General features: G+C 75.0%; 19 protein-coding genes and 1 tRNA gene. 8 read left to right on the forward strand and 12 right to left on the reverse strand.

Annotated elements, in window-relative coordinates:
* Positions 1 to 128: 128 nt before the first annotated feature.
* The 3 genes from AWW66_RS36320 to AWW66_RS34785 form a co-directional block, all read right to left on the reverse strand.
* Entirely contained in the window at positions 129 to 1511 is a 1383-nt protein-coding gene (locus tag AWW66_RS36320; RefSeq protein WP_396890679.1) for a hypothetical protein, read from the reverse strand.
* Positions 1512 to 1651: 140 nt separating this feature from the next.
* Positions 1652 to 2392 (reverse strand): YcnI family copper-binding membrane protein, encoded by a 741-nt coding sequence (locus tag AWW66_RS06605; protein ID WP_067361247.1) that lies wholly within the window; start codon positions 2390 to 2392, stop codon positions 1652 to 1654.
* 35 nt (positions 2393 to 2427) lie between these two features.
* The gene (locus tag AWW66_RS34785; RefSeq protein WP_211271853.1) at positions 2428 to 4155 is read right to left on the reverse strand and encodes a copper resistance CopC/CopD family protein; all 1728 of its coding nucleotides are present in this window, start codon (positions 4153 to 4155) and stop codon (positions 2428 to 2430) included.
* Between the two features lie 398 nt (positions 4156 to 4553).
* On the opposite strand from AWW66_RS34785, the gene AWW66_RS06615 reads away from it, so the two are divergent.
* The 4 genes from AWW66_RS06615 to AWW66_RS06630 are packed head-to-tail and all read left to right on the forward strand — an operon-like array spanning position 4554 to position 7641.
* On the forward strand, positions 4554 to 5057 hold the full coding sequence (locus AWW66_RS06615; protein WP_211271856.1) for a sigma-70 family RNA polymerase sigma factor: 504 nt from the start codon (positions 4554 to 4556) through the stop codon (positions 5055 to 5057).
* Between the two features lie 49 nt (positions 5058 to 5106).
* Entirely contained in the window at positions 5107 to 5616 is a 510-nt protein-coding gene (locus AWW66_RS06620; RefSeq protein WP_396890680.1) for a MauE/DoxX family redox-associated membrane protein, read from the forward strand.
* Positions 5609 to 6325 (forward strand): DsbA family protein, encoded by a 717-nt coding sequence (locus tag AWW66_RS06625; RefSeq protein ID WP_067361253.1) that lies wholly within the window; start codon positions 5609 to 5611, stop codon positions 6323 to 6325. Before AWW66_RS06620 ends, AWW66_RS06625 begins: the two co-directional genes overlap by 8 nt.
* Entirely contained in the window at positions 6322 to 7641 is a 1320-nt protein-coding gene (locus AWW66_RS06630) for a hypothetical protein (protein WP_067361256.1), read from the forward strand. Before AWW66_RS06625 ends, AWW66_RS06630 begins: the two co-directional genes overlap by 4 nt.
* 8 nt (positions 7642 to 7649) lie before the next feature.
* Here the strand turns inward: AWW66_RS06630 and AWW66_RS06635 are convergent, their stop codons facing one another.
* From AWW66_RS06635 to AWW66_RS06650, 4 genes are read right to left on the reverse strand one after another with little or no spacing between them, the layout of a single operon-like run.
* On the reverse strand, positions 7650 to 8411 hold the full coding sequence (locus tag AWW66_RS06635) for an energy-coupling factor ABC transporter ATP-binding protein (protein ID WP_067361259.1): 762 nt from the start codon (positions 8409 to 8411) through the stop codon (positions 7650 to 7652).
* Complete coding sequence (gene cbiQ / locus AWW66_RS06640) at positions 8408 to 9175, reverse strand: cobalt ECF transporter T component CbiQ (RefSeq protein ID WP_067361261.1); 768 nt, start codon at positions 9173 to 9175, stop codon at positions 8408 to 8410. The genes AWW66_RS06635 and cbiQ overlap by 4 nt, the downstream gene beginning before the upstream one ends.
* A 3-nt stretch (positions 9176 to 9178) precedes the next feature.
* Positions 9179 to 9616, reverse strand: coding sequence for a PDGLE domain-containing protein (locus AWW66_RS06645; protein WP_067361264.1), 438 nt, complete (start codon positions 9614 to 9616; stop codon positions 9179 to 9181).
* Positions 9613 to 10326, reverse strand: a complete 714-nt coding sequence (locus tag AWW66_RS06650) for an energy-coupling factor ABC transporter permease (RefSeq protein ID WP_067361267.1) — start codon at positions 10324 to 10326, stop codon at positions 9613 to 9615. Before AWW66_RS06650 ends, AWW66_RS06645 begins: the two co-directional genes overlap by 4 nt.
* Positions 10327 to 10509: 183 nt before the next feature.
* On the opposite strand from AWW66_RS06650, the gene bcp reads away from it, so the two are divergent.
* The 3 genes from bcp (at position 10510) to AWW66_RS06665 (ending at position 11869) form a co-directional block, all read left to right on the forward strand.
* Positions 10510 to 10980, forward strand: coding sequence for a thioredoxin-dependent thiol peroxidase (gene bcp, locus AWW66_RS06655; RefSeq protein ID WP_067361270.1), 471 nt, complete (start codon positions 10510 to 10512; stop codon positions 10978 to 10980).
* 177 nt (positions 10981 to 11157) lie between these two features.
* Positions 11158 to 11235, forward strand: a tRNA-Leu gene (locus AWW66_RS06660).
* Positions 11236 to 11341: 106 nt separating this feature from the next.
* A complete protein-coding gene (locus tag AWW66_RS06665) occupies positions 11342 to 11869 on the forward strand; it encodes a GNAT family N-acetyltransferase (protein WP_067361273.1) in 528 nt (175 codons plus the stop codon).
* 107 nt (positions 11870 to 11976) lie between these two features.
* Here AWW66_RS06665 and AWW66_RS06670 read toward each other — a convergent pair whose 3' ends face one another.
* A complete protein-coding gene (locus AWW66_RS06670; protein WP_083978279.1) occupies positions 11977 to 13032 on the reverse strand; it encodes an expansin EXLX1 family cellulose-binding protein in 1056 nt (351 codons plus the stop codon).
* A gap of 123 nt (positions 13033 to 13155) precedes the next feature.
* On the reverse strand, positions 13156 to 13989 hold the full coding sequence (locus tag AWW66_RS06675) for an O-methyltransferase (protein ID WP_067361276.1): 834 nt from the start codon (positions 13987 to 13989) through the stop codon (positions 13156 to 13158).
* 118 nt (positions 13990 to 14107) lie between these two features.
* On the opposite strand from AWW66_RS06675, the gene AWW66_RS06680 reads away from it, so the two are divergent.
* Positions 14108 to 15169, forward strand: a complete 1062-nt coding sequence (locus tag AWW66_RS06680; RefSeq protein ID WP_067361278.1) for an LCP family protein — start codon at positions 14108 to 14110, stop codon at positions 15167 to 15169.
* Positions 15170 to 15225: 56 nt separating this feature from the next.
* Here AWW66_RS06680 and AWW66_RS06685 read toward each other — a convergent pair whose 3' ends face one another.
* The 3 genes from AWW66_RS06685 to AWW66_RS06695 all read right to left on the reverse strand — a co-directional run bounded on the left by AWW66_RS06685 (position 15226) and on the right by AWW66_RS06695 (position 19201).
* The gene (locus AWW66_RS06685; protein ID WP_067361428.1) at positions 15226 to 16689 is read right to left on the reverse strand and encodes a sugar transferase; all 1464 of its coding nucleotides are present in this window, start codon (positions 16687 to 16689) and stop codon (positions 15226 to 15228) included.
* 202 nt (positions 16690 to 16891) lie between these two features.
* Entirely contained in the window at positions 16892 to 18139 is a 1248-nt protein-coding gene (locus tag AWW66_RS06690; protein WP_083978280.1) for an endo-1,4-beta-xylanase, read from the reverse strand.
* 150 nt (positions 18140 to 18289) lie between these two features.
* Positions 18290 to 19201, reverse strand: a complete 912-nt coding sequence (locus tag AWW66_RS06695; RefSeq protein ID WP_067361281.1) for a glycosyltransferase family 2 protein — start codon at positions 19199 to 19201, stop codon at positions 18290 to 18292.
* Positions 19202 to 19405: the final 204 nt, after the last annotated feature.

Here is a 19405-nt window from a genome sequence, read left to right on the forward strand (position 1 = left end):
CACGGAGGGCCACCGCCGTCTCCCGGGGCTACCGCTGTCCCGGGGCCACGGCCGTCACGGGGCCACCCCTGTCACGGTGGCCACCACCGCCGACGGCGTTGTCGCCGGCCGGGCCGCCCCGGCGGGGGTCACTCGTCGGGCGGGACGGCGGGCCGCAGGTGGCCGGGGAGGCGGACCGGCGGGGGTGTGCCCTCCGGGCCGGGCGGCGGCCAGGACAGGACCGGGCCGGGGTGGGTCGCCGACGCCACCGCGTCCGGCGGCAACTCCAGCGTGCTGTAGTGCCGGTCCGGCTCCGGCGGGGCGCCGAGCCCGCTGAGCGAGGTCACGCCGAGCCGGCCGGCGAGCACCGGCACCTGGTCGGGCTCGACCACGAAGACCACCTCACGGGGTCGTACCGGCCGCAGCAGGATCAGCACGGCCAGCGCCACCAGGAGCACACCGGTGGCCAGCAGCCCCCAGGTGACCGTCGGCAGCCACGAGGCGGCCCACCGGGCCCGCAGTTCCAGCGCCAGGTCGGGCTGGCCGTCGGGGCGCATCACGACCAGGCTCACCGGGCGGCCGGCGAGGTCCTCGGGGCGCCACTCCAGCGCGCCGACCCCGCCGCGCAGCCAGAAGTCCTGGCCGCCGGGGAGCCCCGGTGCGACGGCGGACGACACGGCCCGCACCGGCCCCCCGCCCGACGACGCCGCCGGCACCAGGCCACTACCCGACGACACCACCGGCACGAGCCCACTGCCCGGGGACGCTTCCGACACCGGGCCACTACCCGACGACGTCGCCGACACCGGGCCGCTGCCCGGCGGCATCGCCGACACCGGGCCGCTGCCCGGCGGCATCGCCGGCACCGGGCCAGCGGTCGGCGAGGCGGCGAGCACGACACCGGGCACCGGCGTGGCGGCGGAGGCACCGGCACCGGTCGGGGGTGGGGCCGGCACCCGGGCGGGGGGTGGGCCGGTCGGCACGTCGCCGACCGGCGGCGGCCCGGCCGGGGCCGACGGCGTGGTGGGGGTACCGGGCGGGGCGGGTGGGCCGACGGGCACGGAGGGCGGGGCGGGCGGGCCACCCGGCGCGGACGGCGGGGTGGCGGCACCGCCCGGGACGGTCGGCGCGGCGGTGGGGCCGGCGGGCGGGCCGGCCGGGTCGAGGCGTACCGGCAGCGGACCCCGGGCCAGCGCCAGCCGGCCGACCGTGGCGTGCGGGACCGGGGCCAGCCAGCGGCGTACCTCGTCGGTCGGGGCGAGGCCGACGAAGGCCGCGCCGTCCGGGGTGGCGGCCTCCAGGCGGACCCGGCTGCCCCCGATCCGGGCCGGCGGCACCTCGGCGCGCAGCAGGGCGGCCAGGTCGGTGACGACCACGGCGTGGCCCTCGGTGCGGACCGGCTCGAAGCCGGCGGTGAACGCGCCGTCGGAATCGGCGTGCCGGGCGAGGAGGCCGAGCGCGCCCCCGGCGAGCGTGGCCGGGATCCCGACGAGCAGCAGCAGCACTCCGACGATCGCCCGCACGAACCGCATCCGTTCCGTCCCCCTCCGTGGCCAGGTACCCGGCCGACCTTACCCAGGCAAAGGGAACAAACAGCGGATATCAGGGCCAAGAAAGGGCGAAACGCCACCGGCCCGTCGGAGCGCTCCGACGGGCCGGTGAACGGGGGCGATCAGGACGTCGGCGTGGTCCCCCGGCGGGTACGCGCGAACGCCAGCCCGCCCAGGACCAGCCCGGCCAGGCCGGCGACCAGCCCGGCGACCCCGAGCCCGGTCGCGGTGCCGGAGCCCTCGGCCCGGTCCTCGTCGGCGTCGTCGGCGGCGTCGTCACCGCTGGCGGCGGTGGGTGCCGCCGAGGGCGCGGCGTCGGCGGCGGTCAGCTGCAGCACCGGGGCGGGGTCCTGCGGCTCCTCGCCGCCGGGGGCCGGCGGCTCGATCCAGCGCTGGACGTTGCCGTCGGAGTAGGTCTGCAACGTCCGGAAGACCATCGTGTCGACCTGCGGCAGCGGCCCCATCGAGACCGGGAACTCCTGGAACTCGCCGGGCTTGACCCCGCCACCCTCGGCGGCCGTCCAGGTCAGCTTCGACACCACCTCGGTGAGCTGGCTGCCGTGCACCTCCACCGGCGGGTCGACCGCGCGCCGCTCCACCGCCACCGTCCAGCCCGCCACCGGCATCGTCGACACCGAGCCGACCGGCGCGTCCTCCGGCAGGGTCACCTCGACCTTCACGGTGTTCGCCGAGTCGCTCTCGTTCGGCACCCGGAACGCGAACCGGCCGTAGCCGCCCTGTGTCGCCTCGTCCGGGTTGATCGTGACGTGCGCGGCGGCGGGCGCGGCGAGGCCGAGCACCAGGGCGGCGGTGGCGCCGAGCGCGAGCACGACGGCGGTGGCGGTACGCCGGGGACGGATCATCGGTGGAACCTTCCTGCTGGGCGGACCCGGAGGCCCTACTTGATCGACACGGTGGCGGTCACCGTGGCCTGGTCGATGTCGGACGTACGGACGGTGAAGCGGAACTGCCACTCCCCGGCGGCGGGGAGACTGATCTCGCTGGTCGCGTGGTTGTCGGTCAGCGGCAGCAGCGGGAACTCGATCGGCTCGACGCCGGCCGAGGGCAGGGCGGCGGTCACCCGCCACTCCTCGACCGGCTGCGGCCGGTTGTCCGGCGTGTACGCGTACAGGTGCAGGGTGTTGTTGCCCCGCCGGGCCGGGGACATCTCCACCTGGAGCGAGTAGATCGAACTGGTCAGCGTGGTCCGGAAGAAGTTCTCCGTGGAGCCGACCTCGTCGGCGACCGCCGTGCGGGCCGGCGGGGTCTGTACCAGTGTGGCGGAGACCCCGAGGACCACCGCCGTGATCGCCAGTTCGGCCATGATCAGCCGGCGGACCCGGGTCGGCCGCTGGGCCGCCGTCCGCTGGCGCACCAGGTGCCGGGAGACCGCAGCCACCCCGATCACCAGCGTGAACAGCACGATCTTGGCGATCACCAGTTGCCCGTACGTGGTGTTGAGCAGCCCGTCGACGGTGGCCACCTCGATCAGCGCCTGGACCGTGCCGGCGAGCAGCAGCGCCGCCACGGCCAGCGCCGCCCAGCGGGACCAGATGGGCAGGATCGCGCCCAGTTCCCGCTCGTCGGCCCGGCGCAGCAGGAAGCCGGCGAGCATCACCAGGCCGCCCAGCCAGACCGCCATGCTGCCCAGATGGACCGCGTCGACGGCGACCGAGACGGCCGGAGCGGGCGAGGCCGCCGCGTGCCCGGCCAGCGGCCAGGTGAACAGCGTCGCGGCACCCAGCACGACCAGGATGATCGTGTCGGTCCGGCCCGCCTGGCCGGCGAGCAGGGGCCGCAGCAGGAAGGCCGCCGCCGCGAGCAGGCCCAGCCGGACCAGGTGCGCGGTGCCGAAGCCGCTGCCCAGGACGCTGCCCAGCCCCTCCCCGCTGACGTCGAGGACCCCACCCCCGGCGGTGTACGGCACCTGGAGCCAGATCGCGGCCACCGTGGCGAGGACCACCAGCCCCATCCCGATCCAGGCCACCCGGCTCGGCCCCTGGCGGGACAGCCGGGACGGCCAGAGCGCGACGAGCACCAGCGTCGCCCCGACCAGCAGCAGCAGGCCGGCGTACCCGACGAACTTGCCCACCTTGACGGCGGTCTCCACCACCGGGTCGGCCCGGCTGTCCGCGCCGGTGTCCGTGGGGGGCTCCGACGGCGCGCCGACCGAGTAGGTGAACGCGCCGGAGACCGGGTGGCTGTCGGCGGAGATCACCCGGTAGCTCAGCAGGTAGGTGCCCTGCCCGGCGTCCTGGGCGACCGGGATCGTGACCACGGTCCCGTCGAACCGGGGCTCGCCCCGGTCGACCCGCGAGCCGTCGGGGGCGATGAGCCTGATCCGGTCGGTGACCTTGCGGACCGGTTCGCTGAAGGTGAGCACCACCTCGGCCGGCGCGGTGGGGACCACGGCGGAGGCGGCGGGACTGCTGCTCTGCAGCACCGCGTGGGCGCTCGCCGGGGTGGCCGGGGCGACCAGCAGGGTGAGCAGGGCGACGAGGAGGCCGACGGTGGTGGCCAGGCGGGCGGCCCAGCCGCGGGCGGCCACCGGGCCGGCGGCGCTCGGGTGGGCGGCCCGGCGGCCGGCGGCGGGAGCCGACGGGGGGCGACGGTGGACGGCAGTCATGCCGGCCATGCTCGCCGACGGAGGCCGCTGCTGGCGAGCCCCGGTCACCGGAGCACCGCCGCAGGCATGTCGTCCCGCTCCATGCGGAGGTGGTCGGACGGGACGGCGGAAAAGTTCCCGGTGGACGCGGAACAGATTCAAGGGGCCAAGGGCCCTGTGCCACGCCTGCGGGCCGCGTACGCTGGGCAGTCGTGATCCCCGCACCACGTGACCCCACCGGCGCCGGCCGCACCGACGGCGCTGCGGCCGACGCCCGCCCCACCGGCGCCGGCCGCGCTGTCGGCGGTCCGGCTGGCACCAGCGCCACCATCGGCGGTCCGGCCGACGCCGCGTTCGGCGGCAGCACGGGTGCCGAGGCCGCGCTCGCCGACGCCCGGGAGGCCGCCACCCGGTGGGCGCTGGCCGCCCGCAGCGGTGACCCGGCGGCCCAGGCCGCCTTCGTCCGCCTCACCCAGGCCGAGGTGTGGCGGTTCGCCGCCGCCCTGGTCGATCCGGACAGCGCGGACGACCTGACCCAGGAGACGTACCTGCGGGCGTTGCGCGCGCTGCCGTCGTTCCAGGGCCGCTCCAGCGCGCGTACCTGGCTGCTCGGCATCGCCCGCCGGGCCTGCGCCGACCACCTCCGGACCGTGGTCCGGCGACGCCGGCTCGACGACCGGCTGGCCGCGCACGCGCACACCGACGACCCGCACCCCGACCCGTCCGGGCACCTGGGCGCGACCGACCTGGTCCGCCGGCTCGCCCCGGAGCGGCGCGGCGCGTTCGTCCTCACCCAGGTGCTCGGCCTGTCGTACGCGGAGGCGGCGGCGGTGGAGGGGGTGCCGGTGGGCACGATCCGCTCCCGGGTGGCGCGGGCCCGCAGCGAGTTGCTCGACGCGGTCGGCGACGCCCTCGCCGGCTGAGGCACGGGAACTTCGGCCGGGAACGGGACGACCTATGATCATGACCGCCATGCCCACCCGGAGTGACCGGTGGACCACCCTACGCCCCTGGCTCGGGCTCGCCGCCCGGCTCGGGCTCGCCGCGGTCTGGCTGCTCGCCGGCGCCAGCAAGGTCGGTGACCTGGCCGCCTCCGGCCGGGCGGTGAACGCCTACCAGATCCTGCCGTACGACGTGGCGGTGGTGGTCGGGGCCGCGCTGCCCTTCGTCGAGCTGGCGCTGGGCGTCCTGCTGCTGCTCGGCCTGGCCACCCGGCTGGTCGCCGGGGTCTCCACGGCGCTGCTGGTGGTCTTCGTCGCCGGCATCGTCTCGGCCTGGAGCCGGGGGCTGGCGATCGACTGCGGCTGCTTCGGCACCGGCGGCGAGCTGGCCGCCGGCCAGTCGCCGAGCTACCTGCCGGAGATCCTCCGGGACCTGGGCTTCCTGGCGCTCGCCGGATTCCTGATCACCTGGCCGCGCACCCCCGTCTCGGTCGACGCCGCGCTGGCCGGCGACCCCACCGTGGAGGACGACGATGAGTAGTCGCAAGGGCCGCAAGGAGGCGGCGCGGGTGGTGCGCGAGCAGATGGCCCGGGAGCGGCGGCGCAAGCGCACGCTCTGGGCCTCGGTGGCCGCCATCGCCGTGCTGGTCGTCGCCGGTCTGATCGGCTGGAGCGTCTGGTCCGGCCAGCGCTCCGGGGAGGTCACCGTGCCCACCGGGGCCAACGGCGACGGCACCGGGATCGTCGCCGGTTCCGGGCCGGTCACCGTGGACATCTACGAGGACTTCCTCTGCCCGGCCTGCAAGCAGTTCGACGAGAGCGTCGGCCCGACCGTCGACCGGTTGATCAGCGAGGGGAAGGTCCGCGTGGTGTACCACCCGGTGGCGTACCTGAACCGCTTCTCCACCACCCAGTACTCCACCCGCTCGTCGGCCGCCTCCGGCTGCGCCGCCGAGAACGGGCGGTTCCGGGAGTACGCGAAGCGGCTCTTCGCCGCGCAGCCGGCGGAGGGCGGGACCGGCCTCAGCGACGACCAGCTCGCCGACCTCGCCGCCGAGGTGGGGATGGACCGGAACGGCTTCGCCGCCTGCCTGCGCGACGGCACCTTCAAGCCGTGGACCGACCGGGTCACCGACGAGGCCAGCCGCGCCGGGATCACCGGTACCCCGACCGTCCTGGTCAACGGCGAGGAGCTCGCCGAGCGCAGCCCGGAGGGGCTCACCGCGGCCGTCGAGGCGGCGGGCCGGTGACGCGCGTCGATACCCGTCGGGGCCCGACCCGGCCGACGGCGTCCCGCCGGCTGACGGACCGCCGGTCGCGGGGCGCCGCCGGGTGGCGGGCCCTGGCCCGGACCGTGCTGGTCCTCGCCGGGGTGCTCGCCGGCAGCGTCGCCGGTGCGGTACCGGCCGCCGCGCACGGCGCGGACGCCCCCGCCGGCACCGACTACCGCACCGAGGTCACCGGGGTCTTCCCGGCCCGGCCCGGGGTGACCGTCCGGGCCATCGAGGCGGGGGCCCGGCTGGAGCTGACCAACCACGGCGACCGGCCGGTGGAGGTGATGGGCTACTCCGGTGAGCCGTACCTGCGGGTGGGCCCGGACGGGACGTTCGAGAACGTCCGCTCCCCCGCGACGTACCTGAACCGGACCATCGCCGGGGGCAGCGTGCTGCCGCCCGAGGCCGACCCGGCGGCGGCGCCGCAGTGGCGGCGGGTCGACCGCGCGCCGACCGTCCGGTGGCACGACCGGCGGGCGCTGTGGCGGGAGGCGGGACCGCCGCCCGAGGTCCGCGCCGCCCCCGACCGGGAGCACCGGGTACGGGACTGGGCGATCCCGCTGCGCGACGGCGACGACGGTGCGGGTGGCCCGGCCGCGACGGAGCCGGTGGAGATCCGGGGCACCCTGGACTGGGTGCCGCCGCCGGACCCGTACCCGTGGTGGGTGGGGGTGACGCTGGGCCTGCTCGCGGTGGGCGGCCTGGGCCTGCTCCCGGCCGGTACCCGGGCCGGGGCGCGGGCGCTCGCCGGCCTCGGTGGGCTGCTGGCCGCCGGCGGCCTGGCCGCCGGGGTGGTGATCGTCGGCCGGGAGCTGGACGCCGGCGCGGGCGGCGTCGGCGGGGTGCTCGTCGGGCTGCTCAGCGGGCAGGTCTGGCCGTTGCTGACCGGGCTCGGCGCGCTCGCCGCCGGTGGGTACGCGCTGGCCCGCCGACCGGCCGCCGACTTCGTCCTGGCGCTGGCCGGGACCTGCCTGGCGCTCTTCGCCGGGGTCGGCAACGTGGCGGCGTTCGCCCGGTCGGTGCTGCCGGCGCCGTGGCCCACCCAGTCGGTGCGGGTGCTGACCGCCGTGGTCCTGGTCGCCGGGGCGGGAGCCGCCGCCGCCGGGATCTTCCGGCTCCGCGCCGCCGCCGCGACGTCCGGGTCGGGCGGCCGGGTCGACGGGAACGACGACACCGACGGAACCGACGGGAACGACGGGAACGACGGGGACGCCCCCGGTGCCGGGCGCGGTGGCCCGGCCGGGGCCGGCGGGTCGACCGCCCCCGAGGTCGCGCTCGGGTCGAGGGGCTGACAGGGCGGTCAGCCCGGTGGCTGGAAGCCGAACGGCAGTTCCAGCCGGTGCCGGGCGAGCAGATCCGCGTCGGCCAGGAGGCGGGGGGTGGGCGCGTCGGCGACGATCCGGCCGGCGTCCAGGATCACCGACCGTTCGCACAGCTCCGCCGCGTACGGCAGGTCGTGGGTGACCATCAGGATGGTCACCGGCAGGCTCCGGAGGATCTCGGCCAGCTCACGGCGGGCGGCCGGATCGAGGTTCGACGACGGTTCGTCGAGGACGAGGATCTCCGGGCGCATGGCGAGCACGGTCGCCACCGCCACCCGGCGACGCTGCCCGAAGGACAGGTGGTGCGGGGTACGGTCCCGGTGCGCGGTCATGCCCACCGCGTGCAGCGCCTCGTCGACCCGGGCGGCCAGTTCCGCCCCGCGCAGCCCCAGGTTGGCCGGACCGAACGCCACGTCCTCGGCCACGGTCGGCAGGAAGAGCTGGTCGTCGGGGTCCTGGAAGACGATGCCCACCCGGCGGCGGATCTCGGCGAGGGTGGGCCGGTCCGGGCCCACCGTCAGACCACCGACGGCAACGGTCCCCGCACTGCCGGCGAGGATGCCGTTGAGGTGCAGCACCAGCGTGGTCTTGCCGGCGCCGTTGGGCCCCAGCACCGCCACCCGGGCGCCGCGCGGAACGGCCAGGTCCACCCCGTGCAGGGCGACGTGACCGTCCGGGTACGCGAACCGGAGCCCCCGTACGTCGAGGGAGAGGACGTCGGGCGGCACCCGGGCGGTCACGCCGACACCACGGCGACCGCCGCCAGGGTGACCGCCACGGCCGGGACGACCGCCCCGGCCAGCCACTGGCCGGGGCCCGCCGGGCCCGTGCCGCCGGGCTGCGGCAGCCGGCCGGTGTACCCCCGCGACAGCATCGCCAGGTACACCCGCTCGCCGCGTTCGTAGGCGCGCAGGAACAGCGCCCCCACCCCGGTGGCGAGGCCCCGCGCCTGCCACAGGAACCGGGGATCGTCGCCCCGGCTCAGCCGGGCCACCCGCATCCGTCGCGCCTCACCGACGAGCACCTCCAGGTAGCGCAGCATGAAGGTGGCGATCTGGATGAGGATCTGCGGGCAGCGCAACCGGTCCAGGCCGACGATCAGATCCCGGGTGGTCGTGGTCGCGGCGAGCAGCAGCGACGCCCACACCCCGAGCGTCCCCTTGGCCAGGATGTTCCACGCCCCGAGCAGACCCTCGACGGACAGCCGCAGACCGAGCAGGTCCACCCGCTCCCCCGCGCCGAGCACCGGCAGGGCGACGGCGAAGAGGACGAACGGCACTTCGATCAGGGAACGGGTGAGCAGCCAGCCCGCCGGGACCCGGGCGACGGCCGCGACCACCGCCACCAGCAGCGCGTACCCGCCGAAGGCCCAGAACGCCGCGCGCGGGGTGGCGACGACGGCGAGCGTGCCGGTCACCGTCGCCGCGATCTTGACCTCCGGCGGGAGCCGGTGCACCGGCGAGGTGCCCTCCCGGTAGAGCACGTGTCCGGCCCCGGCCGCCACCGCTCAGTCCCCGCTGTCCGGGTCCACCGGCCCCGCCGCCTGCCGGCCCGGCCGCACCGCCGGGTCGGCACCGGTCCCGGCGGGGGTCGGGTCGGTCCCGGCCGGGGTCGGGTCACGGCGGCGCAGCAGCCAGCAGGCGCCCCCGCCGACGGCGAAGGTCAGCAGCACCCCGACCACGCCGGACAGCCCGGTGGCGAGCATGTCGTTGCGCACCCCGGCGAGGCCGTAGTCGGCCAACGGCCCGCCGATCTCGTGCGCCTCCTCCCGGGTGGCGGGGCACGAGCCGCCGACGATGGTGTCGTCGGCGTCGACGGCGCAGCCCTCGCGCAGCGCCGACTCCAGCCCGTCCGGGTGCGCCGAGGCGTAGGTGCTGACCACACCGGCCAGCACGAGCGCGACCAGCAGCCCGCCGCCGATGAACGTCCAGAGCCGCCGGTTCACCGGACCCCTCCCGCGGCCGGGGCGGCGGCGGTCGCCGGGCCCTGCCGACGCAGGGCGTACACCAGGTCGGGGCGGACCGTGGCGACGGTGACCACCGTCGTCGCGGTGATCAGGCCCTCGCCGACGCCGATCAGCACGTGCACCCCGACCATCGTGCCGGCCAGGCCGGCGAGGTTGCCGCCCAGGTCGACGGTGCCGCCCAGCCAGTACTGCCCGACGAAGCCGAGCGCCGCGACGACCACGCTGACCAGGCCGGCGACGAAGCCGGTCGCGGCCAGCCCGGCCGGGGTACGCGGCACCACCCGCAGCAGCAGCGCGATCAGCAGGTACGACGCCGCGGTGCCGAGCAGCGCGATGTTGGTGATGTTCAGCCCGAGCATCGCCACCCCGCCGTCACCGAAGACGAGGGCCTGGACGACGAGCACCACCGCCACGCAGAGCGCGCCCACCCACGGGCCCACGAGCAGCGCGGCGAGCGCGCCACCCATCAGGTGACCGCTCACCCCGGCGGTGAGGATCGGGAAGTTGAGCATCTGGACGGCGAAGATGAACGCGGCCACCAGGCCGGCCAGCGGGGCGAGCCGGTCGTCCAGGTCACGCCGCCCGCGCAGGACGCAGACGACCAGCGCAGCCAGGGCGAACGCGGCGAAGACGGCGGCCACCGGACCGTTGATGATCCCGTTGGAGATGTGCATCGCGACTGGTTCCACTCGACCTCCAGGCGTCGACGGACGGCCCCCCGCAGCCGGCTCAGCGTATGCCCTCAATTCGTTGTTGCCAATATCTGGCAACAACTGCGCGGCTGCCGGGCACGGGCTCGCGGCGGACCGGCCCCTCGACGGCCGTGGGGGCGGCGTCGGTGGGGGCGGCGCGGGCGGCGGTAGGGTCGCAGCATGACCGACCGCCTCTCCCCCGGTGACCCCGCGCCCGAGTTCAGCCTGCCCACCGACACCGGTGAGACGCTCTCCCTGGCCGACCTGCGTGGCCGCCGGGTCGTGCTCTACGCCTACCCGGCGGCGATGACCCCCGGCTGCACCAAGCAGGCCTGCGACTTCCGCGACTCGCTCGCCTCGTTGCAGGCCGCCGGCTACGAGGTGGTCGGCATCTCGCCGGACAAGCCGGCGAAGCTGGCACAGTTCCGGGAGCGGGACGCGATCACCTTCCCGCTCGTCTCCGACCCGGACAAGCAGGTGCTCACCGCCTACGGGGCGTACGGCGAGAAGCAGCTCTACGGCAAGACGGTGACCGGCGTGATCCGGTCCACCTTCGTCATCGACGCCGACGGCACGATCGAGCGGGCTCTCTACAACGTCAAGGCCACCGGGCACGTCGCCAAGCTCCGGCGCGACCTCGGCCTGGACTGATCGCCGGGGCGGGCCGGGGCCGCTTTGCCCCGGGCGGTGGGCGGCTCGGGCGTGGGCGGTGGGCGTGAGTGGTGTGGTCTACGATCGACACGCGGTCACGGCGACCGGTCCTGCCACCGACGGGCGACCACTGCGCCCGCCACCGGCGACCGGCCGGGCGACCGCCCACGTGGTGACGGGGCCGTAGCCCAACTGGCAGGAGGCATACGGTTTAGGTCCGTACCAGTGCGGGTTCGAGTCCCGCCGGCCCTACCACGGGCAGCGGCACGCCGACGGCCGTCCGCGAGCCCCCACCGACCGGGCGTGTCACGATCGTCACGTTCCGGGGCGGCCGGGCGGTACCGGCGGCCAGGATGGCGGCGTGACCCTGCGCTTCGTCCTGGACCCCGACCTCACCCCGGAGCTGTACGACCAGCTCGTCACGCTCTGGCTGGACGTGAGCAACGCCGGTGGGGCGGTGGGCTTCGTCGCGCCGGTGACCGAGGCCGAGGTCCGCGCGCTCGCCGCGCCGACCTTCGCCGGGTTCACCGACGGCCCGGACCGGCTGCTGGTCGGGTACGCCGGAGACCGGCCGGTCGCCGCGCTCATCTTCGGCGACAACCGGTTCGGCCTGAAGGCGCACTGGTGCGTCCTGCGCCGGGTGATGGTCCACCCGGACGTGCAGGGTCGCGGGTACGGTGCCGCGCTGATGCGCGAGGCCGAACGGCTCGGCCGGACGCTGGGCTGGGCGGCCCTGCACGTGACGGTCCGGGACGGGCTCGGGCTGGACGCCTTCTACCGAGGGCTCGGGTACCGCGAGGTGGGCCGGCTGCCCGGCGCGCTCCGGGTCGCCCCCGGCGACGACCGGGACGAGGTGCTGATGTGGCTCGACCTCGCCCCCACCGGCTGAGCCGTACGACCCTAGCCGGCTGAGCCGCGCCGGACGCGGCCCCCGACCGGCTGAGCCGCCGGGCGCGGCCTCACCGACTGAGCCGCCGGGCGCGGCGGTGGGGCCGGTCAGCGGGTGCAGGCGACCGGCCGGTTCTCCTGCGCCCCGCCCGCCGAGCCGGCGGCGAGCCCGTCGACGGCCGGCGCGGAGGCGACCGGGCTGGGCCCCACGGACGGCGTGGCCGATGCGCTGGCCGAGGGGCTGGGTGACGGGCTGGCCGAGGCGCTGGCGCTCGGGCTCGGCGACGGGGACCGGGTGGGGGCGGCCGAACGGCCGGCCCGGGGGGCGGCGCCGCCGTACATCCGCACGTCGCTGGTCTGCACCTGGCCGGGGGCCATCCGGACGCCGGTGGCGACGGCCCGGTTGCCGTACACGTCGGTGACCCGGATGCCGTACGGGCCGGGGCCGGCCCCGGAGTCGATCAGCCAGTAGTTGTAGTCGTGCCGGGTCGCGGTACGCCAGGCTCCCGCGTCGCCCTGCCGGACCTCCACCGCGCGCAACGGGTTGCCGTGCGCGCCGACCTGCACGGCGAGCCAGTACCGCGAGGAGCCGTCCTTCATCCGGAAGGTCAGCGGGCCGGGCAGCGGCGGGTTCACCACCGCGCGGTAGGTGACCGGGACGATCCCCTGCACCGGGTCGGCGATCTCGGCGAACGCCTCGGCGGAGAGGTCGATGTGCCCGGCCGGACACTCCGGACACTGGTCCATGACGACCACCCGGACGGAGCCCTTCGGGCCGGTCACGTCCAGGTATCCGCCGCAGGCGGCGGCGTCGGCGTACTCCGACGGGCCGAGCGCGACGTACCGCTTGTTCGCCGGCGGGCTGGGAAACGAGCAGTTCCCGCCGCCGCCCCTGACGTCGTAGAACGTCGCCTTGCCCCGGTGGACGGTGCCGCCGACCGGCGGCGCGGCGGCCGGCACAGCCGCCGCGAGCCCCTGCGCCGCCACGGCCGGCACCGGTGCGGCGCAGGCGGGGTCGCCGGAGCGGAGCACGAGCGTCAGGCCGAGCACCGAGGCCACCGCGACCACGCCGGTCGCCAGCAGCCACCGGTTCGACCCGGAGCCGGGGGCCCGGCGGCGGCCGGGGCCGGTGGGGCGGTCGGGGGCAGCGCTACCGTCGGTCACGTGGCCCGATGCTGCCGTACCCCCGGTGGCGGGGACAAGCCAGCTAAGCGAAAGCTAAGAGATCGCGCGACGAGGCGGGTGCACGGGGGTGTCAGGGCGACGAGCGGCTGACCGACGCCGGGGTCACCAGGCCACGCCGATGCCGTCGCCCGGGTACCAGTGCCGGGCCGGCGTCTCGCGGTAGGCGAGGAACCGGCGGCCGGTGCGTTCGGCGTGCTCGCCGAGCACGTTGGTGTGGGTGACGTTGTCGGTGAGCAGCAGCCCGCCGGGGGCCATCTTCGGCTCGACCGCGTCGAACTCCCGCTTCTCGTGGGCGCGGCTGTGGTCGCTGTCGTGCAGGAAGAGGTCGACCGGCCGGTCCAGGGCGTCGATCGTGGCGACGGAGTCGCCGATGACCAGGTCGACCACCGCCGACCAGGGTTCGCTGCGGGCCAGGTACCCGGCCTCGGGGTTGATGTCCAACGAGGTGAGCCGGCCGGGGTGGCCCTCGGCGGCGTTGCGCAGCAGCGCGGCGGCCAGCACGCAACTGCCCAGCCCCTTGTCCACCCCGGTCTCCACGACGTGTGCGGGGCGGGCGGCGCGCACGATGGCGTACCACCCGATCCGGCGGGCGTACCGGACCTGCCGGTCGGCCAGTCCGCGCCGGGCCGCGCCGGCGGTGGTCCGCTCGATGTGCCGGCGCAGGGCGTCGTCGGACTCGATCTCGCCGAAGTACGCCCGGACCTGGCTGACCGGCACCGCGCAGACGACGCTGACGAACCAGGCGAGGTGCTGCCGGCTGAGCTTGGTCAGGTCGTAGGTGTAGTTGTGGTGCTCGCGCGAGCCGACCAGCCACCGGGCCGAGGTCCGCAGGACCTTGGCGTCGTGCCGGGCGACCGTGGCCAGCCGTTTGGGGAAGGCCGCGACCGGGGCGAGCGGGGTGCGGGCGATGGCCCGCCGGAGCTTGGTGGGATCCACGATGAGCGTTCTACCAGACGCGGGGAAACAATCGGCGGCGAAAGTTCCACTCGGTCGGTGCATCGACCCGGCCCGAAGAGGGTACGCGCGCGAAATCCCTGATTAGTAGCATGCGCCCATGTCCTATCTCCAGCAGAACACGGATCCCCGCCTACCGCCCCTCGACCCCCCGGTCGAGCCGGCTCCGGGCGGTACGAAACGACCGCGTCGGCGGGGACGCCGGATCCTCCTGGTCTGCCTGCTGGTGTTCTCCCTCATCGGTGGCGGCGGCCTGCTCGCCGCCGGGCTCTACTACCGGTCCGTCGAGTCCGACATCGAGCGGGTCGACGCGTTCGACGGCGTGCCGGAGGCCGGCCGCCCCCAGGTGGTGGCCACCGACGCGATGAACCTGCTGATCCTCGGCAGCGACTCGCGGGACCCGGAGGGGACCTCCGGCTCGCGGACCGACACCATCATCCTGGCCCACCTGCCGAAGGGGCGGTCGAGCGCGCAGCTCATCTCGATCCCGCGCGACACCTGGGTCGCCGTCCCGAGGTCCGCCGACGGCCGCAACGGCGGGCGGGACGCGAAGATCAACGCCGCGTACGCCTGGGGTGGGGTGCCGCTGATGGTGCAGACGGTGGAGAAGTTCACCGACGTCCGCGTCGACCACGTGATGATGATCGACTTTGCCGGCTTCAAGGACATCGTCGACGCGCTGGGCGGCATCGAGGTCACCGCGGAGAAGACCTTCACCTCGATCCACCCGCCCTTCCGGACCTTCCAGAAGGGCAAGCAGCAGCTCGACGGGGAGGCGGCGCTGGACTACGCCCGCCAGCGCAAGCAGTTCGCCGACGGCGACTTCGCCCGGATCCGCCACCAGCAGCAGGTGATCAAGGCGATCCTGGACAAGGCCGCCTCGGGCGGCATCCTGTCCAGCCCGACGCGGCTCAACTCCTTCGTCAAGGCCACCTCGAACTCGGTCTCCGTGGACGAGGGGATGTCCCTGCTGGGCATGGCGTCGGACCTGCGCGGACTGCGCGGCAGCAACCTGAACTTCATGACCAGCCCGACCAAGGGCACCGGCCGTAAGGGCAGCGAGAGCGTGGTGCTGGCCGACCAGGAGAAGGTCGCCACCTTCTACGACGCGGTCCGCCGGGACTCGGTCGACGAGATCCTGGCCGCCGGCAAGAAGGACTGACGCCCGCTACGCACGACGCCCACCGGCGGGAGCATCCCGCCGGTGGGCGTCCGTTCTCAGTACGCGCCCCGGCGGGCCAGCACCACGCTGACCGTCCGCCAGAGGATGCCGATGTCGTACGTCAGCGACCAGTTGTCGACGTAGTGCAGGTCGAGCCGGACGGCGTCGTCCCAGGTGAGGTCGGAGCGGCCGGAGATCTGCCAGAGCCCGGTGATGCCGGGGCGCACCAGCAGCCGGCGGCGCACGTCGCCCTGGTAGTCGTCGTCCTCGGTGGGCAGCGGCCGGGGACCGACCAGGGACATCTGTCCCACCAGGACGTTGATGAGCTGCGGCAGCTCGTCCAGGGAGTACGCCCGCAGGTACTTGCCGATCGGGGTGACCCGGGGGTCGTCCTTCATCTTGAACAGCAGGCCGTCGCTCTCGTTCTGGTCCTGCAGGGCCGCCAGGCGCTCCTCCGCGTCGGTGTACATGGTCCGGAACTTCCAGACCTTGAACGCCTCGCCCTGGTGGCCGATCCGGGTCTGCCGGAACATGACCGGCCCCGGGTCGGTGATCTTGATGGCCGCGGCGATGACCGCCAGCACCGGGCTGAGCAGGAGCAGCCCGAAAAACGCCGTCACCCGGTCCAGCACCTGCTTGGCGAGCAGCGAGACGCCGGAGATGGTCGGCTCCTCCACGTTCAGCAGCGGCAGCCCCTCCACCGGCCGGACGTGGATCCGGGGCCCGGTCACGTCGGTGACCTGCGGGACCACCACCAGGCCGAGGCCGGTGCCCTCCAACTGCCAGGCGAGCCGGCGCAGCTCGTACGACTCCAGGCTGGCCGGGCCGCAGACCGCGATGGTGTCCGCGCCGATCTGCTGCACCAGCGGGACCAGGTCCCAGCCCACGTAGACCGGCACCGGCGCATCGACCTCCTCGCCGCGCTGCGGGTGGCTGGGCAGGTGGATGGCGATCGGTTGCAGCCCCGCCGCCGGGTTCCGGCTGGCGACCTCGTACAGGGCCAGGGCGTCGGAGAGCTTGCCGACCAGCAGCATCCGCTGCGAGGCGTGCCGGCCGGAGTGGCGCAGCCGGCGCAGCACGGTCCGGGCCACGAACCGGCCCGCCAGGGTGTAGACCACCAGGGCGAGGATGACCACCACGACGGTCATCCGGGAGAGGTCCTTCTTGAACCCGAGCGCCAGGAAGGAGACCGCGGCGGCCATCGCGACGGTGGCCCGGACCACCCGCTTCAGCTCCTCGGTGCCGAGGCCGAGCGCCCGCCGGTCGTAGGCGCCCCAGGCGGCCAGCAGCACCAGCCAGCCCGCCGGCAGGCCGATGTTCGCCACCAGGGCGAACAACTCGTCGACGCCACCGGGGGCGGTCGGGTCGTGGAAGCCGGCGTCCGCCGTGTCCAGCAGCGCGATGGCCGTCCGGGTGGCGGCGAGCGCGCTGAGGAAGTCCAGCAGGAGCAACCAGGCGATGTACGGTCGGTGCCAGGCGGACCGGCGGACGGCCGGCCGCGCGAAGACCGACCGGGCCATCCCGTTGGACGGCGTGATCACGTCCGCGTGCGCGCTGGGCGTGGCCGCCGGTGGGGCGCTGCCAGCCGGGCGGACCGGGGTGTGCGTGGACACGGTAGTCCTTTCTCCGTCGGCCCAACCGGGCCGGGCGTCGGCGTCAGCCCCGACGGGCGGATCGCGACGTGCAACCTATGTGGCGGCGACCGTGATCGCCATGGGTCCTTCAGCCGCTTCCCGGCGACGGCACGTCGACCCGGCCCCGGCGTTCCCGCAGCGTCTCCACCAGAGCGTCGTACGCGGGTTTCGGTTCGAGGTCGGCGTCGAAAACACACGCGGCGCCATGGTCCGGATACGTGGTGTTGATCCAGCTCGTGGCGTCGCTGAAGCCCCACACGGTGAACGACTCACAGGTCGGGACGGTGAGGCAGGCCCGGAGCATGTGCCGGTAGAGCCTCTCCTGGCGCTGGAGCTTCTCCGGGGTCACCGGCAGGGTGATCCGGACGTCCAACTCGGTGATCGCCACCGAGACCCCGAGGTCGGCGAAGCGGCGCAGGTTGCCCGTGGTGTCGTCGGGTGTCCGGTCCCAGCGCAGGTGGGACTGGAACCCCACCCCGTGCACCGGCACGCCGACCGCCCGCAGCTCGCGGACCAGCCGGAACAACCCGTCCGCCTTGCGGGTGCGCCCCTCGGTGCCGTACTCGTTGATGAACAGCCGGGCGTTCGGGTCGGCCTCGTGCGCCCAGCGGAACGCGTCGGCGATGTACCCCGGCCCGAGCTTGCGCAGCCAGATGGTGTCCCGCAGCCCGCCCTGCTCGTCGAGCACCTCGTTGACCACGTCCCAGGCCCAGACCTTGCCCCGGTACCGGCCGACCACGGTGGTGACGTGGTTGCGCAGCAGGTCGCGGATGGTCTCGGTGTCCCACGACTCGTCGATCCACGACGGGACGGCGGTGTGCCAGACGAGGGTGTGCCCGTACACCGCCTGCCCGTGGGCCTGGCCGAACTCGACCAGTTGGTCGCTCGGCGTCCAGTTGTACCCGCCCCGGGTCGGCTCCAGGTTGCGCCACTTCATGGCGTTCTCGGCGGTGAGGGCGTTGAAGTTCGTGGTGAAGATGTCCCGGAACCGGGGGTCGGCGTCGAGCAGCTTCATCTCCATTGCCGAGCCGATCCGCAGGTTCGCCGGGGCCAGCGAGCGCAGCCCGGTGCCGGTGCCCGTCGGGGTCGCCCCGGTGGTCGGGGCCGCCGTCGGGCTCCACGGCGGGCCGCTGGGTGGGCCCGCCGCCGGGCTCTGTCGGGCGTGGATGGTCGCCGCGCCGGCCCCCGCCACCACGGCCAGCAGCAGGACGACCAGCAGGGTGATCGAGCCACGGCCGGGGCGGCGCCGGGCCACCGGCCGGGGCGTACCGTCGGCCGGGGCCACGCCCGCGCTGGCGGGCCCGGCTGCCACGTCGGTACGGACGTTCTCGGCCATGACCCTTTCCCAACCCAGCGACGCCAACGTGCGGAGGACCGCCGCAGCGGTCGCACGATCGTACTCGTTACCGGCCCGGCCGGATGGCGGCGAGGTCGGCGGGGCGCGGCGCACCGGCCGGCCGGCGACCGCGCCGCGCCCCGGCGCGGGTCACCGGCCGATCGCGGTGACGAACCACTTCCCCAGCTCGCTGGCCGTCCGGAAGGCCACCACCAGCAGGGCGAGGCCCGGCACGCGCGGGCGGCTGTACGTGGTGATCAGCTTCGACCAGGCGGCGAGACCGGCGACCCGCCGGCGGCTGATGTTGCCGTCGTGCCGGTGGAAGCGGACCACCGGATGGTCCAGGTGGGCCAGGTGCACGCCCTGGCTGAGCGCCCGCATGACCAACTCGACGTCGACCTTGATGGGCATCTGCTCGTCGTACCCGCCGATCCGGACCAGCAGCTCCCGGTCGATGGACATGCCGGAGTGCTTGAACGGCAGGCGGGGCCGGGTCATCACCGCCCAGAGCATCCGCCGCGGGGTCCGGTACGCCGGCAGCCGGATCACCTTGCCGGTGTCGCCGAGCAGCTCCTGGTAGTCGGTGTAGATCCAGCTCGCCCCGGTGCGGTGGAGGTGCTCCTGGATCCGGCCCAGCCCGTCGGGGGCGAGTTCGTCGTCCGAGTCGAGCACGGTGACGTACCGCCCCCGGGCGACCCGCAGCGCCGTGTTGCGGGCCGCGCTGATCCCCGACGGGCGCTGCCGGACCAGCCGGATCCGCTCGTCGGCGAGCAGGCCGGCGGCGGCCAGCCCCTCCTGCACGGGCACCGTGGAGCCGTCGTCGACCACGACGATCTCGAAGTCGTCGAAGCCGCCCGCCAGGACGCTGCGGATCGACTTGACCAGGAGCGCGGGGCGGTCCCGTACCGCGATGCAGACCGAGAAGGCCGGCACCGTCCGGTCGGGCTCACGCGGGCCCGGCAGCGGCGCCGCGTCGACCGTCGCCGGGGGCTGCGCCGGCAGCGGCCGGCCGTGCGGGTTACGCGGCGACGGGGTGAAGGCGAAGAAGGGTTGCTGGGTCATCGCGGCGGGCAGACCCTTCCCGCGTCACCCGCCGATGTGCCACATCCGCCTGGCGATTCCATTCCTTTCGCACCCCCGTTGACAGCCACTGTTTCAGCGACAATTCGTCGGCGGCGCATTGGTCGGAACCCCTGCCCGAAAAGAGCCATAGGCACCGATAGATCCACTGCGCAGCAGGAGGAGTATAGCGAGCCGAGGTTAAAT

Origin of the sequence: Micromonospora rosaria (genome assembly GCF_001567585.1) — a bacterium.
GTDB classification, from domain to species: Bacteria; Actinomycetota; Actinomycetes; order Mycobacteriales; family Micromonosporaceae; genus Micromonospora; species Micromonospora rosaria.